Here is a 17,862-nt window from a genome sequence, read left to right as displayed (position 1 = left end):
AATAGGTCATTGATTTAACACACCTATTAACGCGCTGGCATTTTGTAGGGTTAAGCGGCGCTAGCAACGCCATGTCTTGCGGCCTTTGATCAGTCGCCGCTCGATCGATCATCCGCCGACCTGCGAGCTTGCATGTGCTATCCTGGAGGGATCGCGTGTAGCCTTTGATCGCCGGGCGCAGGTATATGGCGCCGGCCGTCGCTGATGCCGTGTGATCGTCGCTGGACGAAACCGCAGGTCTATGAATCTGGTCGTGGCCAACCCGGTCGCGCCATGGAGGAGGCCCGATGCTCGATGGCTACATGAGCTTTTGCGCTAAAACGGGGAACTAGTCAGCCGCACTGCTTGAAGGTAGGTCTGTCTATGCGCCTGCTGCCCGGCGTGCTCTTGCCAAAGACACGATACGCTCGTCGAGCTCCAACGGGGCGCTGTCGAGCGTTGTATTCGCTTTTAGCACCGTAACGAACTCGGAATGATCTGGATTGAAAAGCACGTTGTAGTCGCCAGGGTTTGCGGCTGACGGGACCATCAAGGCACAGGACAAGGCTGATTGAAGCCAGGTGTCCCCCAGCGACCGGCACAATACGCTGCCTTCTGATCGCCAGTTTGGATCACGGCCTGCCAGCTCCTGGGCGGTGAAACCCGTCCAGCTGATAGGCGGGACCGAGATGGACAGCACCACACGATCGGGGTGCCGATCGGCGATCCATTCGTCGGCATGCACCAAACGCTCGAGCAGACAGAGCGTCGAAGATTGCGCTGTGTAAACGATCCGATGGCCCTGGCTATGCCAACGCCCATCATCGTGCAGGCCACCGACCCCCGACAGCGCCTCAGCCGTCGACCGCGCGTAGGACACGCGGGTAACACGGTAAACCGTTGACGGTAGAGTTGGGGTCACGCGACGTCACCCCATTCCAGCTGGCGAAGCAACCGCTCCACATGCGCCGAACCGACCGACGTTTCGAGCAGATCGAGTGGTGTTCGGTTATTCAGAGCTGTCTTGGGCCGGGAAAGCCAAGCCACCGCAGCTTTCGTGCCGTTCAGCACGTCCCGTGCGAGCACAAGCGCGTGCGAGAGACGCCAAGCAGCATCGGACTCGGGCCGGGTGAGGCGTTGCTCCTGGCCGCGTCGACGCATGAGGGTGCGTCTAGGTGCTATGACCTGCTCAAGAGCCTTGTGCGGAAGACCGGCATCTTGGAGGGCACGCAAGACTTGGGACGGGAACCCGCTTGCGATTGCCTGGACTAAATCCTCGTCGCTCCGCACTGCCCGGCCTAGCACGGCCTCGCCACCTAGGAGAGCGATCGCATCATCACGAACCTTGACCTTTAAGGCGGTCATCGGGTCCTGACTTTCGTTCGGCGCACGCGCTGCCCTCTCCAGAAGCGCGAGCCGGCTTTCTTCCGGGATCGGTTCCGGCGAAGCGAACCGCTCTTCATCAGGCGGCCTCATAACTTCGTTGCCGCTTGTTTCGGCAGTCTCGGCAGCCCCGTCGAGCGAGGCCATCAGCTTATCGATCGCCACACGGGGCGTAAAATGACGGCTGGAGGACAGGTGAGTCCATAAGGAGAGGACGTCGACATCAAGAGTGCTCCCGCCAAGCGCATGCTTGGGGCTCAAATGGCGGACCGCCTCCTCCAGGTGCTCGAACTGCTTGCCTCGTGGGGAACCGGCCGGTTTTGCAACCCACATGCAGTAGGATGCTCGACCAGGCTGACAATCGGGCTCTAGCCATCCGCCAAAGGTGCCGTCGGCTTCGCATACTGCGATGGATCGCCGCAGAACCTCGGATTGCGAAGCATCGGGCGGGACGAACAAGATCAAGGGACCCCCGTGGAAAGCTCTGGCCCCCGGGGTCCAGGTCGCAACCCGCACTGGCTCGTTCGGTAATTTCCTCATGTCACGCTCCAGATCTCTCATTGAGACCTAGTGCCAGATGGCACCATGTCAATCTGAGCCCTCCCAAAAACTGTAGCGTCGCTCGCTGGGGCCGCTGAGGGTAGCCTTTGGCGAGGCGCATCACGAAGGTTGCGATCGCGCGTGGCATACTCCACAATCCGTCTGCGCCTTTGGCACCGTTAGATGACGATGGTCAGGGTGCCGCTTAGGTCAACCAGCCAGATGCCTCGCCACTAAATCTGGTAAGTGATTGATTTAACATAAGATATATTATCAATTCGGCGCGGGCCGTGGGGGTGTAAGCGCAACGTACAAATGGCACAGCCATGCCTTCACTGAACCGATCGTGTCAGATGGACGCCCCGGCGCCAGAGCGTCCATCTGGTTCTGTTAGCCAGTGCGAACGGCGGATGGGGCCTCACGATGGTCGGTCGAGCGAGTGATCGTCTCCCAGCGATCGATTTCGTCAATCACCGCGTCGAGCTTCTCGCGCGCCCGTCGCAGCGCGTCGCTGCCGAGCAGCAGGTGGAGCGGCGGATTTTCCACATCCACCAACGCGAGGATCGCCGCTGCCGCCTGGTCGGGATCGCCGATCTGGCGCCCGGCCATTGCATCGAGCCGCGCGACGGCAGTGCCGACGCTTTGCGCATAATCCTCGCCGCCCCGGCTGCGCTGGATCGAATGATCGCTGAGAAAGTCGGTGCGGAAGGCGCCGGGCGCGATCGCGGTGACCTTGAGGCCGAAGGGCGCGATTTCCTGTGCGAGGCTCTGGGTGAGCCCTTCCAGCGCCGCTTTGGTCGCGGAATAAAGGCCGGAGGAACCTGCCGGCGCGCGGCCCGCGATCGACGTGATGTTGAGGATATGACCGCTGCCCTGCCGACGAAGCTGGGGGAGCGCCGCGCGGATAACGGCGAACGGCGCAAAGACGTTGACCGCGAACAGCCGCTCGAACTCGGCATCGGTGGCGTGCTCCAGTGCCCCCAGCAGCCCGTAGCCGGCATTGTTGACCAGCACGTCGATGCGCCCCGCACGTTCGAACGCGGCGCGAACGGCCGGCGTGATCGCCGCCGCGTCGGTCAGGTCCACGGTGAGGACGTGCAGCTTGCCTTGCCCCGTAGCCAGTTCCGGCGCGCCTTCCCGCACCGTTCCCACGACGGTGTCGCCGCGCGACAGCGCCGCCTGGGCCAACGCCTTGCCCAGTCCGCGCGAAATGCCGGTGATGAACCATGTCTTCATTGCCATTCTCCTTCAGCGCCGATCTAGTCTGCGGGTTCGGCATCATCATCGCCGGGCTGCTACCCGGGCTTGTAAGGTAGGCTTCATAATGTTTGGGTGGGCGGCATGATTCATCCGAGCGAATTCGGCGCGCTACGTGCCTTTGCCGCGGTGGCCGAGCATCGCAGCTTCAGTCGGGCGGCCGAGCAGCTGGGCGTCTCGCCCTCCGCACTGAGCCAGCTGATCCGCGGTCTCGAAGCGCGGCTCGGCATCCGGCTTCTACACCGCACGACCCGCAGCGTAGCGGTGACGGAGGCCGGGGACACGCTGCTCGCCGAGGTCGGCCCGGCGATCGACAGCCTCACCGGCGCGCTCGCCCAGGCACGCAGCGCCGCCCGCCGGCCGGCGGGCACGGTGCGCCTCCACTGTTTTCATGCCGCCGCCGACAGCTTTGTGGTACCGATGCTGCCCAAGCTGGCGCACGACTTTCCCGACATCACGCTCGATCTGACGGTCGACGACACGGTGGTCGACCTGGTCGGCAGCGGCTTCGACGCGGGTATCCGGATCGGGGAGGTGATCGAACGGGATCTGGTCGCCGTCCGGCTGGGCGGCGACATCCGTCAACTTGCGGTGGCCGCGCCTGCCTATCTCGCCGCGCATGGCGCTCCGGACACACCCAGAGATCTGCTCGAGCATCGCTGCATCCGCTGGCGCTGGCCGGGGCAGCCCCAGCCCTATGCCTGGGAATTTTTCGATCAGGGGCGCTGGTTTTCGGTGGCGGTGACGGGGCCGCTCATCACCAGCAGCCGCGCGGTGATGATGAAGGCCGCCCTTGCCGGTATCGGGATCGCCTTCCTCAAGGAGGAATCGGTCGCCGAAGAAGTCGCTCGCGGCGCGCTCACTCCGCTGCTGGAGACATGGTCGGTCCCCTTTCCCGGCTATTATCTCTGCTACCCGCAGCAGCGCCAGATGGCACCCGCCCTGCGTACCGTCATCGATCTGATCCGGTCCAACGTGACGCCGCTCCCCCGATAGCGTGCCCCGGACCTATTGCGACTCCCTGCCGTGCGCGGTCCGCACCCGCCAGCGCATGAGCAGCGCCGCGAAGTACCAGGCGACCAGCGCAACGCCCGCGCCGAGGAGCAGGTCGATCAGATAGTGCGTACCTTCCACGGGCGTGGACAGCAGCATCGCGCAGGGCATTGCGGTCAGCCACCAGCGCAGCGGGCCGCAGCGCCGGGCGGCCGCGATGTAGAGCGTCGCCGAGGCAGCGTGGAAGCTCGGCGCCGAGACCAATCCGCGCAGTTGACCCACATCGATGACGGTCGGCATGTGCGCCCGTAGCGCCGGGATCAGGTCCGGCTGCCACAATTCGCTCACCGGCATATAGGGGATGGGCCCGCGCCAAAGATAGGAGAAGGGCCCCACCGCCGGCATCTGGCTGTAGATCGCCAGGGTCAGCGCCGCCGCGATCGCAAAGGCGGCAAGGAAGCGATGCGCCTCCCGCCGCTGCCCGGTGACGGCAAACCAGCCAAGCAGCAGCGCAGGCGTCAGAAAGATGCTCTGATAGGCGGCGATGCCGAGCAGCTGCAGCGTGCGATGCGCCGCCACCAGCCGATACCAGGCCAGCCAGTCGAACTGAAGCATTTCGTCCACCCGCTGCAGGCCCGCATCGGCGAAGCCCTGGCTCATTGCCGCGATCGGGTAGGAACTGATCGCCCCAACGAGCGCCATCGCCATGAACAGCGTGTAATATTCCACCAGCTGGGCCAGCACGATGCTCCAGCGCCGGCCATCGCGCAGGCACCCCAGCCGCAGCAGGGGGGCCATCGCCAGAATGCTGTAATAGGGAATGTTGCTGCGCGCGAAGGGATCGATCGTCAGCCCCGCCATCCATAGCAACGATGCGCAGGCCGCTACTGCAGCGACCACCGCCGCGCGGACCTGCCCGCCCGAGAAGCCGATGGCGGCGTGCGGATCGGCACACGCCTGAGGCAGCAGTGCGGTCGGTGCGACAAGGGCGAGAAAACGGTGCGGATCGGTCAAGGACATGCTCGTCGAGAATGCGGGACGACCCGCCTGCCATTGCTGTCCGCGCGCCGTCACCGACCCTAGCGCCCCCTAATGGCCGCGCCTAGCCCGCCAAAGTCTGCCACGTATGGCACTTTGCCGCCGGGTAAAGTGTCACGGCTGGCGATTTGCCGGCCGACGGCAAAGTGCCATGGCTGGTCCAACTGCACCGCAGCGCACGCAAGGGATTCACAGGCGAATCGCGATGTGCTTAGATTCCCGCTATGTTCCAGCCCGATCTCTTTGCCGCCGCCCCTTGCGTCCGGCCGGACGCGGCCTCCCCCGCCCCAGCGCTGGACCTGCCTGCCGTGCTCGATCGGCTCAGCGCCACCTGCGAGCGGCCGCGCTACAGCTTCATGGTGCTCCAGCTGATCGCCCAGGCGAGCGATCGCACCGGCTGGGCCGGTCCCTGGATCGAGCGCGAAGGCCGTCGCCTGTTGGTCCGCGACTGGCTGAGCGAGGCGCTGTCGCCGGTGGCACGGCGCGACCCCCGGCGACTGGGCCTGGCGGCACGCGCCCGCGCCGATCTGGAGAAGGCCGGCACCCTGCCCGCGGATCCGTCGGCAGCGCAGGCAGCGATCGAGGCCGAAGTGCAGCATCGCATCCGCCTTTCCGGCCGCACCAATGTCAGCCGCGCCGTGTCCGAGCTGGTACGCGCCGGGCTGGTGCGGCGGCACTATCAGGGGTTCCGCGTCGATCACCACAATCGCGGGGCGCAGCGCCACGCCGTCTATGCGGTGACCGAGGAGGCGCGGCGCGCGCTCCAGCCGAGCGGCTGAGCGGCACGGTCTCCCTTAGAGGAAATAGACGACCACGCCGGCGACCAGCCCGAGGATCAGCGCGATCACGAACTCGACGAGGTTGCGCACGATCCCGCCGCCCTTCTGCCGGCGCTGGAAGGTGGCGCGCGGCGCCGGCTGGGCATGGGCGACCTCCAGATAGCCCACCGCACCGCCCGCGCCCGCGGTGAACAGCAACGTGACCAGCGCGCCCGCCACCGTCTCCAGCGCGATCGCGATCGGCAGCAGCAGCCCCAGCGGTGCCGCCAACGCCATTGCCGCCAGCAGCTTGGCAACATCGAGATCGTCCTTGGCGACGGGCGCGACCTTGAGCAGGTCGGGCGTATCCTCCGCCGAGGCGGCGAGCCAGGCGAGGCTGGAGACGAGCTGCCCGGCAATGACCACGCTGGTAAAGGCCAATGTCGGCGCCAGCGGCAGCGTGCGGCCGTCGCGAAAGGCGATCAGCAGGATGGGGGCGAGATAGACGATCCGCAGCAGCAACTGGAAGATCAGCGCCGGATCGCGGAGCAGCAGCCGCAATTCCTTCGAGAAGATCGTGGCGAACAGCCCGCGATAGAAGTGCCGTGCGATGCCGCCCTTGGCCACGCGCCGCGATGCGGGTCGCGCGCCGCCCGCCCGATAGCTGCGAAGAAAGGCGTTGCGCATTCCCCAGCCCGCCAGCGCGAACAGCCCCAGCGCGCCACCGAGCAGCAATAGGATCGCCAGCGGATCGCCGAAAACGGCGCGGCCCGGCAGGCTGCTCAGTCCGCTGCTGCCATAGCCGCGGTCGCGCAGGGCTTCGAACAGCAGCACCGTGCCGGACTCGCGGCGATCGTCCTGCTGGTTCAGGATCTGGGTGACGAGGAAGAGGCTCGCACCGGTCAGCGCCGCGAGAATCTGCCCCAGCGTGCGCGCGGCGCGCGGCCCCACGGTCCGCGCGAGCACCAGCGTCACCCCCAGGCCCAGGCACGCCGCCGTGCAGGCGAGCGCCACCAGCAGCGCCAGGGCGCCGAGCAGCTCGGGATGGCCGAGCAGCGCCACCGGCAACAGGATCGGCAACAGGAAGATCGAGAAGGTGAGCATCACCCCGCCGGCGATGCCCAGCAGCTTGGCCGACACCACCGTGCGCGGATCGAGCGGCGCGGAGAATAGCAGGTCGAGGTCGCCCGCCTCGTACAGCGTCCGCTGGCTGGCGAGCAGCGCTTGGGTGGTCATGAAGGTGAAGAGCAGGATCGAGGCGATCAGCGCAACCAGCCGCGCGACCCCGTCCACCCGCCATTGCTCCCCCGCCAGCAACAGGCCCAGCCCCACGCCGAGCGCGGTATAGCCGAGCAGCACCAGCGCGAGCAGGATCTGCCCCATGCGGCTGCGGCCGGTGGCACGCAGATTGCCGCGCAGTTCGTGCAGCGTCAGCCAGACGAGACTACCGGGCGGCAGGCGCCGCATCGCCCAGCCGATCACGGGCGGCTCGTCAGGCGGATGAAGGTATCTTCCAGCGTCGCCTCGTCCGATCCGGCGAGCGCGCGCAAATCCTCCAGCGTGCCATCGGCCAGCAGCTTGCCGCCGGCAATGATGCCGATGCGGTCGGCCAGCCGCTCCGCCACTTCCAGGATATGGGTCGTCACGATCACCGTCTTGCCCTGGTCGACCGCGGCGCGCAGCGCGTCCTTCACCGCGCGCGCCATCGCGGCGTCAAGGCCGGTCAGCGGCTCGTCGAGGATCAGCAGCTGCGGATCGTGAATCAGCGCGCCGGCGAGCGCCACCTTTTGCTGCATGCCGCGCGAGAAGCCCTCGCAGCGCGTGTCGCGCACCTCCCACAGCTCCAGCCAGCGCAGCAGTCGCTCGGCTTCGGGAGCCGCCCGGTCCGGCGGGATCCGCCAGAGCCCCGCGACGAAGCCCAGATATTCCGCCGGGGTCAGCTTGTCGTAGAGCATCGGTTCGTCGGGCAGCCAGGCGGTGATCGCCTTTGCCTCCTGTGGGCGTGCTCGCGCGTCGACGCCGAAGATCTCGATGCTGCCCGCATCCGGCTCGGTCAGCCCCACCGCCATGCGCAGCGTGGTCGTCTTGCCCGCGCCGTTGGGTCCCAGCAGCGCATAGAGCTGCCCCGCCCCCACGGTGAGGTCGAGGCCGGTGATGACGGGCTTGCCAAAGGATTTTTGCAGGCCGGCGATGCGAAGCGCGGGAATGGACATCGGTGCCGATCCTAGCGCCCGCGCGGTTCGTCGCAAGCGCCCCGCCATGGACCTTTTTTCTCTCTCGTTCGTCCCCAGCTTCCGCCATGGACCGGGAGGGGTAAGGATGTTCGCAATGCCAAGCACGATCGCGCCCGAAGTGATCGCCTGCATCGCCGAAGGGCGGCCGCCCACACCACATGAACTGGAGCGCGTGGCGCAGCGCGTACGCGCGGATCTGGGCAATGCACGCCCCGCTTTCGCATGGGGCGATGCAGACGCCGCCGCTGCGGACCAGCTCAGCCTGCGGGTCGCGGAAATCGCCTTGCTCGGCAGCCGTCGCTAACGCCTTCCGGTACACCATTGGCAGCACGGTCCTGAATTGCTACCGGTGTCACGGAGGGCACGCATGGGACGATGAATCGCATGCGACCCGAGGACAGGACGCTCGGGAGGATCGCATGCGGCATTGGGGCATCTCGGCTTGGGCGCTTCTCGTTGCCGTCCCCGCGATCGCGCAGCCCGCGCCGACGGATGACGGCCTGCTCTTCCATCTTTCCGCCGACAGCAGCCTGACCGCCGATGTCGCTCAGGGCGATCCCGTGCCCAATTTCCGATCCGCCGTCACCCTCACGCCGGACGGTGCCATGGGCGGCGCCGCGCGCTGGGCGGACGAAGGCTATGTCGCCTGGAACGCGCCGGGCAACATGCGCGCCGCGCGCGGCACCCTCGCTTTTTTCTGGCGCGCCCGGACGCCGCCGGGTGAAGCGCCCTTCGTGATCTTCCGCGCCGGTTTCGCCGACCATTCGAGCTGGGACATGGCGTTCCTGCGGATCGACTGGAACGGCCATGGCTTCGACGCCTTCGTGACCGACGCCAACCTGTCACGGATCCGCGTGTCGTTCCGCCTGGACCAGGTGCCGGCGCCTGAGGAATGGCAGCACCTCGCCTTCGCCTGGGACGAGACGCAGGGCGTGCGCCTGTTCCGCAACGGACGCGAAGTTGCGCGGCGCAACCAGGTCGCCGACCTGGACTCCGGGCTCGACCAGTTCGGCATGGCCGGGCGCGTCATCAGCCCGCACCAGGTGCAGAGCCGTTACAACTTCATGCGCGGCAGCGATCTCGACGAGATCCGCATCTATGACCACATGCTCGACGCAGCCGATGTCGCCGCGCTCGCCGACCGCCGCCTGCCCGGCCCCCCGCCGCCCCGCGATGCCGCCGCCGAGCGCACCGCCTGGCTGCATCGCTACGGCTGGGACAAGGGCCCGCCGCCGGTTCTCGCGAGCAAGGTGACGCGGGTCCGCAAGATCGAGTTCGCCGATGCGCGCGACCAGAAGCAATGGATGTGGAAGGGCGTGGACGGCATCGCCGAGACGACCTGGCCCGGCGTCTACAACCGCTCGCGCCTGCCAGGGCGCGACGATTATTTCGAGCTGCCCGACTGGAACACCTATGTCGAGGGCGGCAAGGCCTATGCGCTCACCGTACCGGCGGGCGAGACGTTCAACCGGGTGGAGATTCGCGGCGCCGCCTATGGCGACCTCGCCTGGGCCAAGGACGGGCGATCATTCACCAGGCTCGCGGATCGGGCCAGGGGCGTGGTCCGCTCGGTCCATGCCCTTCCCGAGCAGCAGAGCGGCGTGCTGCGCTTCACCAACCTGATGCAGGAACAGCCGATCCAGGAGATATGGGCCTATCAGATAGACGGCGCGCCCGAGCCCGAGGGCAGCTTCAAGCTCAGCTACCGGGTCAACGCCAAGACTGCGGCGAACCTGGCCGCGCTGGACGGCCTCAACGCCTATATCGCCGGCCGCTTCGCCCCGGACGAGCGGAGCACGGTGCTGGCCCTGCCCAAGTCCGGGGTTCGCGCCGCGGTCGGTGCCGGGGCGGCCGGCGACAGCGGCGCGGCGGTGCGACCCGCCGATCCCAAGCCGATCGTCCACATCCTCATCCCGTCCAACCTCAACGAGGCGCATGCGGACCAGCCGCTCGCCCGCGCGTTCAACTATGGATGGCGCAATCTGCATGACGGGCTGGACGGCATCGCAATCGACCTGCCCGTGCTCAAGGCGAAACCGAATGCGGACGGGCTGATCCCGCTCAACATCCGCGTGCACGACCCGATCTGGCCGCAGCGCGACATGCTCGACCTGTCGGTGTCGGTCCGCCCTGGCGAGGCGCGCACGCTGTGGCTCGACCTGCGCGACAGGATCTTGAGCGACGACAGCCTGTTCCTGACCATCGCCTCGGCCGCGCCCGATTTCGATGCACAGTCCCTCGACGGCGCCGAAATCCGCCTGGTCTTCAAGCCGCGCGCAGACGCTCTGAAGGAGCACGTCGCCGATCGCTTCGATCAGGTGAAGGACAATTGGGGCTTTCTGGTAGAGGAGCACACGTCCTCTGAACGCGCCGCGCTCTACCGCCGGGTCCGCACCGATGCGAGCGACCTGCTCCGCGTCGATCCCGAGAATCGGGAGATGCGCGCCTATTGGGCGGATATCGACTATCGCCCGGAAAACATGCCGGTCGAGGCATTGCCGCCAATCCCCGCGGGCGTTCCGGCCTGGGCGGCGCGGCAGCTGCAGGATCTGTCGCTCACCCGCCGCTTCGTCGAATGGTGGATCGACAACCGCCAGGTGCCCTATGGCGATTTCGGCGGCGGGATCAGTGACGATTCCGACCTGCTGCAGCAATGGCCGGGCCTGGCGCTGATGGGCGTGATCCCGGACAAGGTCAACGCCTCGCTCCGCGCGCTCGACGATGCCGCCTATCGCAACGGCATGATCGTCGATGGCCTCGGCTATATCACCACCGACGAACTACATGCCTATGAGGAGGGGCTGAACGCCGATGCCGCACGGCTCTACCTCAACTGGGGCGAGCCCAAGACGGTCGAGCGGCTGTTCGCCACCACCCGGGCGCTCAGCACGGTGATCCTGCCCAACCCCGCCGGGCATCTCCACTTCGCCAGCAACTGGTATGGCGCGAGGCGGATGTACCGCGAGGGCGCGTTCGAGTGGCAAAAACCCTATAGCTATGTCGTGATGCACGCGCCGATCCTGCTCGGGGTATTCAACGCAGGCCCCCAGGCGCGCGGGCTGGTGACCGGCCTGGCTGATGGCTGGCTGGCCCATGGCAAGCAGGATGCGGATGGCCGCTGGAGCTTCCCCAACGAGATCAACTGGCGCACCGATGCCACCCGTGCCGGGGACGGCGGCGGGGTGAGCACCCCGCTCCAGACCACCTGGTCCGCCTGGCGCTTCACCGGCGACGCCAAATATCTCCGGCCGCTCCAGGCCCGTCCCGGCTCGGTCGGCGAGATCAACGAGAATGGCGCGCTGCTTCCCGAGACGCGGGCGCTGGTCACGCCCAAGGGCGATAGCGACGCCGCGCGCATTGCCGCCTGGACCCGAAACGGCGATCCCGCTCCGCTGGCCGCGCTGCACGAAGCCGCGATCCGCGAGAAGACGGCGCGTCTCTACATGATGACCGAGGGGCATTGGTGGAGCGACCGGGTCGAGAGCGAGAACCAATGGCTCCAACGCGAGCGGCTGGGCGGAATCGCGCTCCGCCGCAACCAGACCTATCCCGGCAATGCAGTGAGCTGGCGCTTCGCCGACGACGGGGCGGCCGAGCAGGTGGCGCTGCTGGTGCCCGGCGCCACGCCCACCGGCTTCACCGTCGAGGCGTTCAACACCAGCCCGGTACCGCAGGACGCGACGATGACCACCTGGAACGTCACCGCCGGCCGCTGGACGATGCGCGGGCCGGACGGCGCGGTGCGAACGCTCCAGCTCGGCCGATCGAGCGACGTGGCGCTGCGCTTCCCTGTCGGGGCGGGCAAATGGGTGTTCGCGCTGGACCAGGCCGGCGATCCGGTGGAGATGCGCCCCGACCTCGGCATCGGCCGCGACGATGTGGCCGTGCAGAGGCGGACAGTGACGGTCACGGTCCACGGCCTCGGCCATGTCGCCACGCCCGGCGGCACGGTGATCGTGTCCGGCGCACAGGGCGAACTGGGACGGGCGACCATTCCCGCGCTTGCGGCACCAGACAACCTTCGGCCACGCACGGCGAAGGTGCGGATGCGGCTGGCCGGCAGCGCCGCGCCCACCGAGGTCCAAGTGGCGCTGCCCGGCGATGCGGCAGAGGTGACGCTGCACAACAACCGCGTGCGGCTGGCCCCGCGGTAGTCATACGGCGCGGTTATGCGGCGGCCGGCACCCGCGCGGCGGCGTAGCGCGCGATGAATGCCGCGTGGCCCGGGAGCTTGGCGAGCTGTGCGGCGATCCCCGCGCGCAGGTCGCCGAGCGCGCGCTCCAGGTCCGCGTCGGGGATCTGCGCCGGCATGGGGTGGTGATGGCGCGGGCGCACGCCCTGGCCCAGCATCACCGCGTTCCAGCTGTCGACGCGGAACAGGTCGGTGCCTTCCTGATAGGCCGAGGCACTTTCCTCGAACAGGGCGATCCGGGCCGCCAGGCTCTCCGGTACCGCCCGCGCGGCATGGTCGCGCCAGAAGGGTTCGGGGCGGTCGTTGCACTTGTAGTGGAGGATGATGAAGTCGCGGATATGCTCCGACTCCGCCCGCGACTGGGCGTTGAAGCGCTCGGATAGCGCTGCCATGTCGCGGCGGAAGGGGAAGTTCTGCAGCAGCCGCGTGACCGCGATCATCACCAGATGAATGCTCGTGGATTCGAGCGGCTCGATGAACCCGCTTGCTAGCCCCAGCGCCACGCAGTTGCGGCTCCACGCCTTTTTGCGCATGCCTGTGGTGAAGCGGATCAGCCGCGGATCGAACAGCGCGCGCCACGGCACCGCCGCCAGCAGCTGCGCCTTGGCGTCCTCGTCGGACAGATAGGCGCTCGCATAGACGAAGCCGTTGCCCATCCGGTGCTGCAGCGGAATCCGCCACCGCCAGCCGGCACCGTGCGCGATCGCGCGAGTATAGGGCACCGGCGCCTCGGTCGTCTCGGACTGGACGGCGAAGGCACGATCGGTCGGCAGCCAGTGGCTCCAGTCGTCGAAGCCGGTCTTCAGTGTCTTCTCGATCAGCAGCGCGCGGAAGCCGGTGCAGTCGATGAACAGATCGCCTTCGACGCGCAGCCCGTCTTCCAGCATCAGCGCGGCGATGTCGCCATCGGCCGCCTGCTCCACCTGCGTGATCCGCCCCTCGACCCGGCGCACGCCCGCCGGCTCGGCAAGGCCGCGCAGGAAGGCGGCATAGGCGGTCGCATCAAGGTGATAGGCATAGGCCAGCGGCATCGGATCGCCGGTGGCGAATTTCTCCGACAGCGCCGCCTGGGTCTCCAGCGAATAGTCGCCGAGCGCGCCGCCGAAGCCGCGCCGCTGCGCCTCCAGCCAGAAATGCTGGAAATCGCACAAGGGCAGCGCGCGTCCGACCGAGCCGAAAGGATGGAAATATCGCTCGCCCTCGCGCAGCCAGTTCTCGAACGATATGCCGAGCTTGAAGGTGGCGTTGGTTTCGCGGAGGAAGACCTGCTCGTTGATGCCGAGCAGCTTGTGGAACGTCCAGGCCGTGGGAATTGTCGATTCCCCGACGCCGACCGTGCCGATCGCATCGGATTCCACGAGAGTGATGTCGAGGTTCGGTCCCAGATGCCGTACCAGCGCCGCCGCGGCCACCCAGCCTGCCGTACCGCCGCCGGCGATCACCACCCGAAACTTCTGCGCGTCCATCGCCTGTCCCCTCCTGAATCTGACCTGTTCAGTCCTCAGCCTTCACGGCGTTCCTTGCGCGCGATCAGGCGCGGCAGATTTCCGAGCGACGAGAGCTGCCACACCGCGCAGCGCAGAAAGTCTTGCGCGTGCAGCGCCGCCAGTGCCTCGGCGCCCAGCGCTGCGAAGCGACCCCCGTCGACCACCCAGCAATCGGGCACCTTGTAGCGCCGGCCGCTGGTCAGCTCGATGTCGAAGGTGACCGGCTCGAGCAGCCCGGCCGCCTCGAAGGCGGCGAACATCGGGGCCGAGAGCTGGTCGCCGATATAGACCGCCTGCAGCGTGGCCGCGATCCGCTCCAGATAGGGCGCGTTGCCGCCCTGGTCGAGGAACAGCGGTGCGCCCTCGCCGGTGGAGACCCGCGGATGATCGGTGTCGATATGGATCATCGGTTCGCCCGCTTCGCCGGGGCGCGGCAGACCGATCGAGAAGGGGCCGATCTCCATCAGCGCGGGGATCTGGTCGGCATCCCAGCGATCGCCGTCCAGATAGAGATTCTCGTCGGCGTCGAGGCCGAGCAGCACGGTCGAGCGCCAGTGTCCGTCTTCGTCGCGACGGAAGATCAGCACATAGTCGCGCTGGAGCGCCTCAAACTCGGTGGGAAAGACGGTCATCTGATTGACCGCGTCGCCGAACGCGGCGCCACGGTCGAGCCGGATCCGCAGATCGGCATGGTCGATATTGTTGAGCAGGGCGCGGGGCATGACAGGCGGAACCTTAAACGAGAAAGGCCGCCCGAGGCGAGCGGCCTTTCCCTAGTGTACAGGCGGGCTTCAGAAGCGGAAGCGCGCGCCAACCAGATACCGGGCCGAGCCCTCGGACTCGTACCAGGTGTTGATATAGTCGCGGCTGTAGCTGCGGACACCTTCCTCGAGGAGGTTGATGCCTTCGAAGCTGAGCGCGATGTTCCTGGTCAGGTCATAGTTGATGCTGAGATCGACCTGGCCATACGGATCGTTGAACGCCGGATTGCGCGCCGCGCCGCGATTGGTCTCGGCGAGGAACTTGCCGCGCCAGTTGTACGACAGGCGGGCGGAAATGCCGTGCTTGTCATAGATCAGCGTGGCGTTGGCGGTATCGCTCAGACCCACCAGCGCGAACTGGTCGGCATTCGGATCGGCGGTGATGTTGAAGCCGACATTGCCGCGCACCAGCGTGTAGCTGGCGGCGATGCCGAGGCCGGTATTGCCGAGGAAATACTGGCCGGCGATTTCGACGCCGTAGATCTCGGCGTCCTTGTTGTTGATCGGCGTGTTCACCGCGAAGTTGAGCAGCGGGTCGGCCGAGGTCGGCATCACGTCGATCGCGGCGAGCGTGTTGCTGATATAGGTCGAACCGAAGGTCCGCGTCGTCGGCACGTAGTTGGCCTGCAGCTCGGCGGTCGCCTGGGCCACGTTGCCGTTATATTTCTGCAGGACGGCGGTGCTGGTGAACAGGTTCACGTTGCTGATGTCGCCGCCCAGGCCGGTCACGATGTTGCGGGCCGACTGCGCCAGCGGACCCGCGGTTGGGTCGCGCAGGCCGAACAGGTTGCGCTGCACCACCGAGTTGCCGATGAAGTTGTGCACCCGCTTGTCGAAGAAGCCGACCGACAGGTACACGTCGCGGCGCGGATACCATTCGAACGATACGTCGAAGTTATCCGAGTCCAGCGGCTTGAGCGCCGGGTTGTTCTGGTTGCCGGTGGCAACCCCGCCCAGCGACGTCGGGTTGTTGAGCGCACCCGCGCCGGTCGATGCGAACAGATTGCCGAACGGCGCACGCGAGATCGTCTTGCTGTACGAAACGCGGCCGATCAGGTTCTTGGCGACTTCGACCTGGAAGTCGATCTGCGGCAGCAGATTGTCGTAGCTGCCGCTGCCCGACACGGCCTGACGATCCGCCGAGTTGAGCACGGTGAAGTCGTTGTCGGCCTGCCACACCACGGCGAGCGGCACGGTCTGCAGCGACGTGGCCTTCACCTTGGTATGCTCGTAGCGGATACCGGCAACGAGGGTTGCCGCGCGGCCGCCCACTTCACCCTTCCAGGTCAGCTGGCCATAGGCTGCCCAGATGTCTTCCTTGACGCGGTTGTCGTTGTTCGCGTCGATGAAGTTCTGATGGTCGATACCGTCGTTGGTGATGCCGATATAGTGGTTGTAGAGCGCGTTGTAGAGCTTGGTCGCGTCTTCGGCACGCCAGGCGACCTTGCCCACCGCGTCGGCGGTCGCATTGTTGCGGTGGAACTGGCAGACCAGGCAATATTGCTGCACCGTGCCCGGCGCGAAGGCGGCGACGTCGGGCGGCAGCGCATTGTTCCAGTCGCCCAGCACCTGGCGGGTGTTGTACTGGGTCTGTCGGGTGTCGGTGGTGCGATAGTCGCCGCCGAAATCGAAGCGGCTGCCGCCGCCGAGATCCCAGCCCGCGTCGATGCGGCCTTCCTTGATCTTCTGCGACTGGGTGGAGGCGAACTGGCGCTGCACCGCGGCGGACAGATCGCCCGCGTCGAACACGCCGTTGCAGTTGCCGTTCTTGAACGGCGTCCCCGTCGGCGTGGTCTGCGAGAAGCAGTCGTTGATCGTCAGCGTCTGGGTCGGGAAGCCGTCATCGTCCCAGTTCAGGCCGTGCGACGTGACGATGTTGCCGTTGAACGCCACCGTGGTCGAAGTCTGGCCGTTGGGATTGTCGGGCAGGCTCTCCGCCTTGCCGATATGGCCGTCGAAGTTCAGCGTGAAATTGTCTGCCAGTTCCCACTTCAGGTTTCCGCCGACGTCCCACAGCCGGTTCTTCTGCGCGCGATAGGCGTTCTCGAAGCCCTCGTCCTTCACGCCGTTGAGCGTCTCGTGGAGATATTTGGTCGTGGCGATACCGTTGCTCGAATCGTCGAAAGTGACTTCATCGAACGGCTTGGAGAACCAGTTGGACTGGGACGAACGGCGCTCGGACGAACGCAGCTGCGCGAACAGGCCGTCGACCGTGAACGTCATGCTGTCCGACGGGCGATACTGCACCACGGCCTGGCCGTTGATGCGCTCGCGGCTTGCTTCCGAGAAGTGATGACGGAAGTCGTCGGGAACCGCGACCAGCGTGTTCGGGTCGGTCGGGCGGTTGTTGATCTTGGTGTTGGCGGTGATGTAGCCCTTCGACGGATCCAGGAAGTCCGACAGGCGGGGCATGTTCCAATAGTTGTTCGCCTGGCTCGGGAAGCTGAAGTTGCGCTTCTGATAGCTGCCGAACAGGGTGACGCCGAAGCGCTGTTCCTGGTCGCTCCAGCTCGCCACGCCCGAGAATTCCGGGGTCACATGGTTGCCGCAGCTGATGCAGTCGTCGGCCGAGGTGTCGTAGCTCGCCTTCGCACCCACCGAGCCCGAGAAGCCGGCGGGACGATCGAGCGGACGCACCCCGACGATGTTGATGGTGGCGCCGATGCCGCCCGAGGGGATCGCGGCGCGGCCGGTCTTGTAGACCTCCAGCGTCTTGACGCCTTCCGAGGCGAGGTTGGCGAAGTCGAACGAACGACCGAAGCCGCCGGCGCCGTCACCGCCCTGGTCGCCGCCGACCGCGACGATGTTCGAGGCGGCGAGCTGGCGGCCGTTCAGCGTCACCATATTGTACTGCGCGCCGAAGCCGCGGACGGTGACGGTCGAGCCTTCGCCGTTGACGCGGTCGATCGACACGCCGGTGATGCGCTGCAGCGATTCCGCAAGGTTGGTGTTGGCGAACTTGCCGATATCCTCGGCCGAGATGGCATCCACGATGCCGTTGGAGTCTCGCTTGATCGCGATCGAGCGTTCAAGCGATGCGCGGATGCCGGTAACGACGATCTCGCCGCTGTCCTGCGGCGCATCCTGCGCGGCGGGCGAGTCGGTTGCGGTGCTGGTCTGCGCCGCGGCGATGCCGGGCATGGCGAGTGCCGTCGCGACGGCGAGCATGGATACCGCGCGGACGCGCGATGACGAACGAATACGCATGGGTTTCTCCCCTCCTGAACCGGCCCTTGGGCC

13 protein-coding genes are annotated in these 17,862 nt (G+C 66.8%); 4 read left to right on the top strand and 9 right to left on the bottom strand.

Features of this window, described 5'->3' with window-relative positions; all coding sequences use genetic code 11:
* Positions 1-361: 361 nt before the first annotated feature.
* From S2M10_RS12505 to S2M10_RS12495, 3 genes are all read right to left on the bottom strand, one after another.
* Complete coding sequence (locus tag S2M10_RS12505) at positions 362-901, bottom strand: RES family NAD+ phosphorylase (RefSeq protein ID WP_211091028.1); 540 nt, start codon at positions 899-901, stop codon at positions 362-364.
* A complete protein-coding gene (locus S2M10_RS12500; protein ID WP_168846369.1) occupies positions 898-1,827 on the bottom strand; it encodes an antitoxin Xre/MbcA/ParS toxin-binding domain-containing protein in 930 nt (309 codons plus the stop codon). Before S2M10_RS12500 ends, S2M10_RS12505 begins: the two co-directional genes overlap by 4 nt.
* A gap of 465 nt (positions 1,828-2,292) precedes the next feature.
* The gene (locus S2M10_RS12495) at positions 2,293-3,138 is read right to left on the bottom strand and encodes an oxidoreductase (RefSeq protein WP_168846368.1); all 846 of its coding nucleotides are present in this window, start codon (positions 3,136-3,138) and stop codon (positions 2,293-2,295) included.
* A gap of 105 nt (positions 3,139-3,243) precedes the next feature.
* Between S2M10_RS12495 and S2M10_RS12490 the strand changes: the two genes are divergently transcribed.
* Complete coding sequence (locus S2M10_RS12490; protein ID WP_168846367.1) at positions 3,244-4,155, top strand: LysR substrate-binding domain-containing protein; 912 nt, start codon at positions 3,244-3,246, stop codon at positions 4,153-4,155.
* 12 nt (positions 4,156-4,167) lie between these two features.
* On the opposite strand, the gene S2M10_RS12485 is transcribed toward S2M10_RS12490, so the two are convergent.
* The gene (locus S2M10_RS12485; RefSeq protein ID WP_247650784.1) at positions 4,168-5,166 is read right to left on the bottom strand and encodes a phosphatase PAP2 family protein; all 999 of its coding nucleotides are present in this window, start codon (positions 5,164-5,166) and stop codon (positions 4,168-4,170) included.
* A gap of 248 nt (positions 5,167-5,414) precedes the next feature.
* Here S2M10_RS12485 and S2M10_RS12480 point away from each other — a divergent pair, with 248 nt between their 5' ends.
* Positions 5,415-5,969 carry a hypothetical protein gene (locus S2M10_RS12480; RefSeq protein WP_168846365.1) on the top strand — a complete coding sequence of 185 codons (555 nt, stop codon included), beginning with the start codon at positions 5,415-5,417 and terminating at the stop codon, positions 5,967-5,969.
* 15 nt (positions 5,970-5,984) lie between these two features.
* On the opposite strand, the gene S2M10_RS12475 is transcribed toward S2M10_RS12480, so the two are convergent.
* Both S2M10_RS12475 and S2M10_RS12470 read right to left on the bottom strand, forming a co-directional pair.
* Positions 5,985-7,430, bottom strand: a complete 1,446-nt coding sequence (locus S2M10_RS12475) for a hypothetical protein (RefSeq protein ID WP_348770594.1) — start codon at positions 7,428-7,430, stop codon at positions 5,985-5,987.
* Complete coding sequence (locus tag S2M10_RS12470) at positions 7,427-8,161, bottom strand: ABC transporter ATP-binding protein (RefSeq protein ID WP_168846364.1); 735 nt, start codon at positions 8,159-8,161, stop codon at positions 7,427-7,429. The genes S2M10_RS12475 and S2M10_RS12470 overlap by 4 nt, the downstream gene beginning before the upstream one ends.
* 115 nt (positions 8,162-8,276) lie before the next feature.
* On the opposite strand from S2M10_RS12470, the gene S2M10_RS12465 reads away from it, so the two are divergent.
* On the top strand, positions 8,277-8,486 hold the full coding sequence (locus S2M10_RS12465; protein ID WP_245653543.1) for a hypothetical protein: 210 nt from the start codon (positions 8,277-8,279) through the stop codon (positions 8,484-8,486).
* A 115-nt stretch (positions 8,487-8,601) separates the two neighbouring features.
* A complete protein-coding gene (locus S2M10_RS12460) occupies positions 8,602-12,336 on the top strand; it encodes a LamG domain-containing protein (RefSeq protein ID WP_168846363.1) in 3,735 nt (1,244 codons plus the stop codon).
* Between the two features lie 13 nt (positions 12,337-12,349).
* On the opposite strand, the gene S2M10_RS12455 is transcribed toward S2M10_RS12460, so the two are convergent.
* From S2M10_RS12455 to S2M10_RS12445, 3 genes are all read right to left on the bottom strand, one after another.
* Positions 12,350-13,840 (bottom strand): tryptophan halogenase family protein, encoded by a 1,491-nt coding sequence (locus tag S2M10_RS12455; RefSeq protein ID WP_168846362.1) that lies wholly within the window; start codon positions 13,838-13,840, stop codon positions 12,350-12,352.
* Positions 13,841-13,875: 35 nt separating this feature from the next.
* Positions 13,876-14,583 (bottom strand): SapC family protein, encoded by a 708-nt coding sequence (locus S2M10_RS12450; RefSeq protein WP_168846361.1) that lies wholly within the window; start codon positions 14,581-14,583, stop codon positions 13,876-13,878.
* 69 nt (positions 14,584-14,652) lie between these two features.
* Positions 14,653-17,829, bottom strand: coding sequence for a TonB-dependent receptor (locus tag S2M10_RS12445; protein ID WP_168846360.1), 3,177 nt, complete (start codon positions 17,827-17,829; stop codon positions 14,653-14,655).
* Between the last annotated feature and the right edge of the window lie 33 nt (positions 17,830-17,862).

Source organism: Sphingomonas sp. S2M10, assembly GCF_012650175.1.
Taxonomy (GTDB): Bacteria; Pseudomonadota; Alphaproteobacteria; order Sphingomonadales; family Sphingomonadaceae; genus Sphingomonas.
This window is presented reverse-complemented; position numbering and strand designations above follow the sequence as displayed.

Excerpts from the sequence above, each read along its gene's own strand:
- S2M10_RS12470 (WP_168846364.1), bottom strand. The coding sequence starts at position 8,161 with ATGTCCATTCCCGCGCTTCGCATCGCCGGCCTGCAAAAATCCTTTGGC.
- S2M10_RS12455 (WP_168846362.1), bottom strand. The coding sequence starts at position 13,840 with ATGGACGCGCAGAAGTTTCGGGTGGTGATCGCCGGCGGCGGTACGGCA.
- S2M10_RS12490 (WP_168846367.1), top strand. The coding sequence starts at position 3,244 with ATGATTCATCCGAGCGAATTCGGCGCGCTACGTGCCTTTGCCGCGGTG.
- S2M10_RS12495 (WP_168846368.1), bottom strand. The coding sequence starts at position 3,138 with ATGAAGACATGGTTCATCACCGGCATTTCGCGCGGACTGGGCAAGGCG.
- S2M10_RS12450 (WP_168846361.1), bottom strand. The coding sequence starts at position 14,583 with ATGCCCCGCGCCCTGCTCAACAATATCGACCATGCCGATCTGCGGATC.
- S2M10_RS12480 (WP_168846365.1), top strand. The coding sequence starts at position 5,415 with ATGTTCCAGCCCGATCTCTTTGCCGCCGCCCCTTGCGTCCGGCCGGAC.
- S2M10_RS12465 (WP_245653543.1), top strand. The coding sequence starts at position 8,277 with ATGCCAAGCACGATCGCGCCCGAAGTGATCGCCTGCATCGCCGAAGGG.
- S2M10_RS12460 (WP_168846363.1), top strand. The coding sequence starts at position 8,602 with ATGCGGCATTGGGGCATCTCGGCTTGGGCGCTTCTCGTTGCCGTCCCC.
- S2M10_RS12445 (WP_168846360.1), bottom strand. The coding sequence starts at position 17,829 with ATGCGTATTCGTTCGTCATCGCGCGTCCGCGCGGTATCCATGCTCGCC.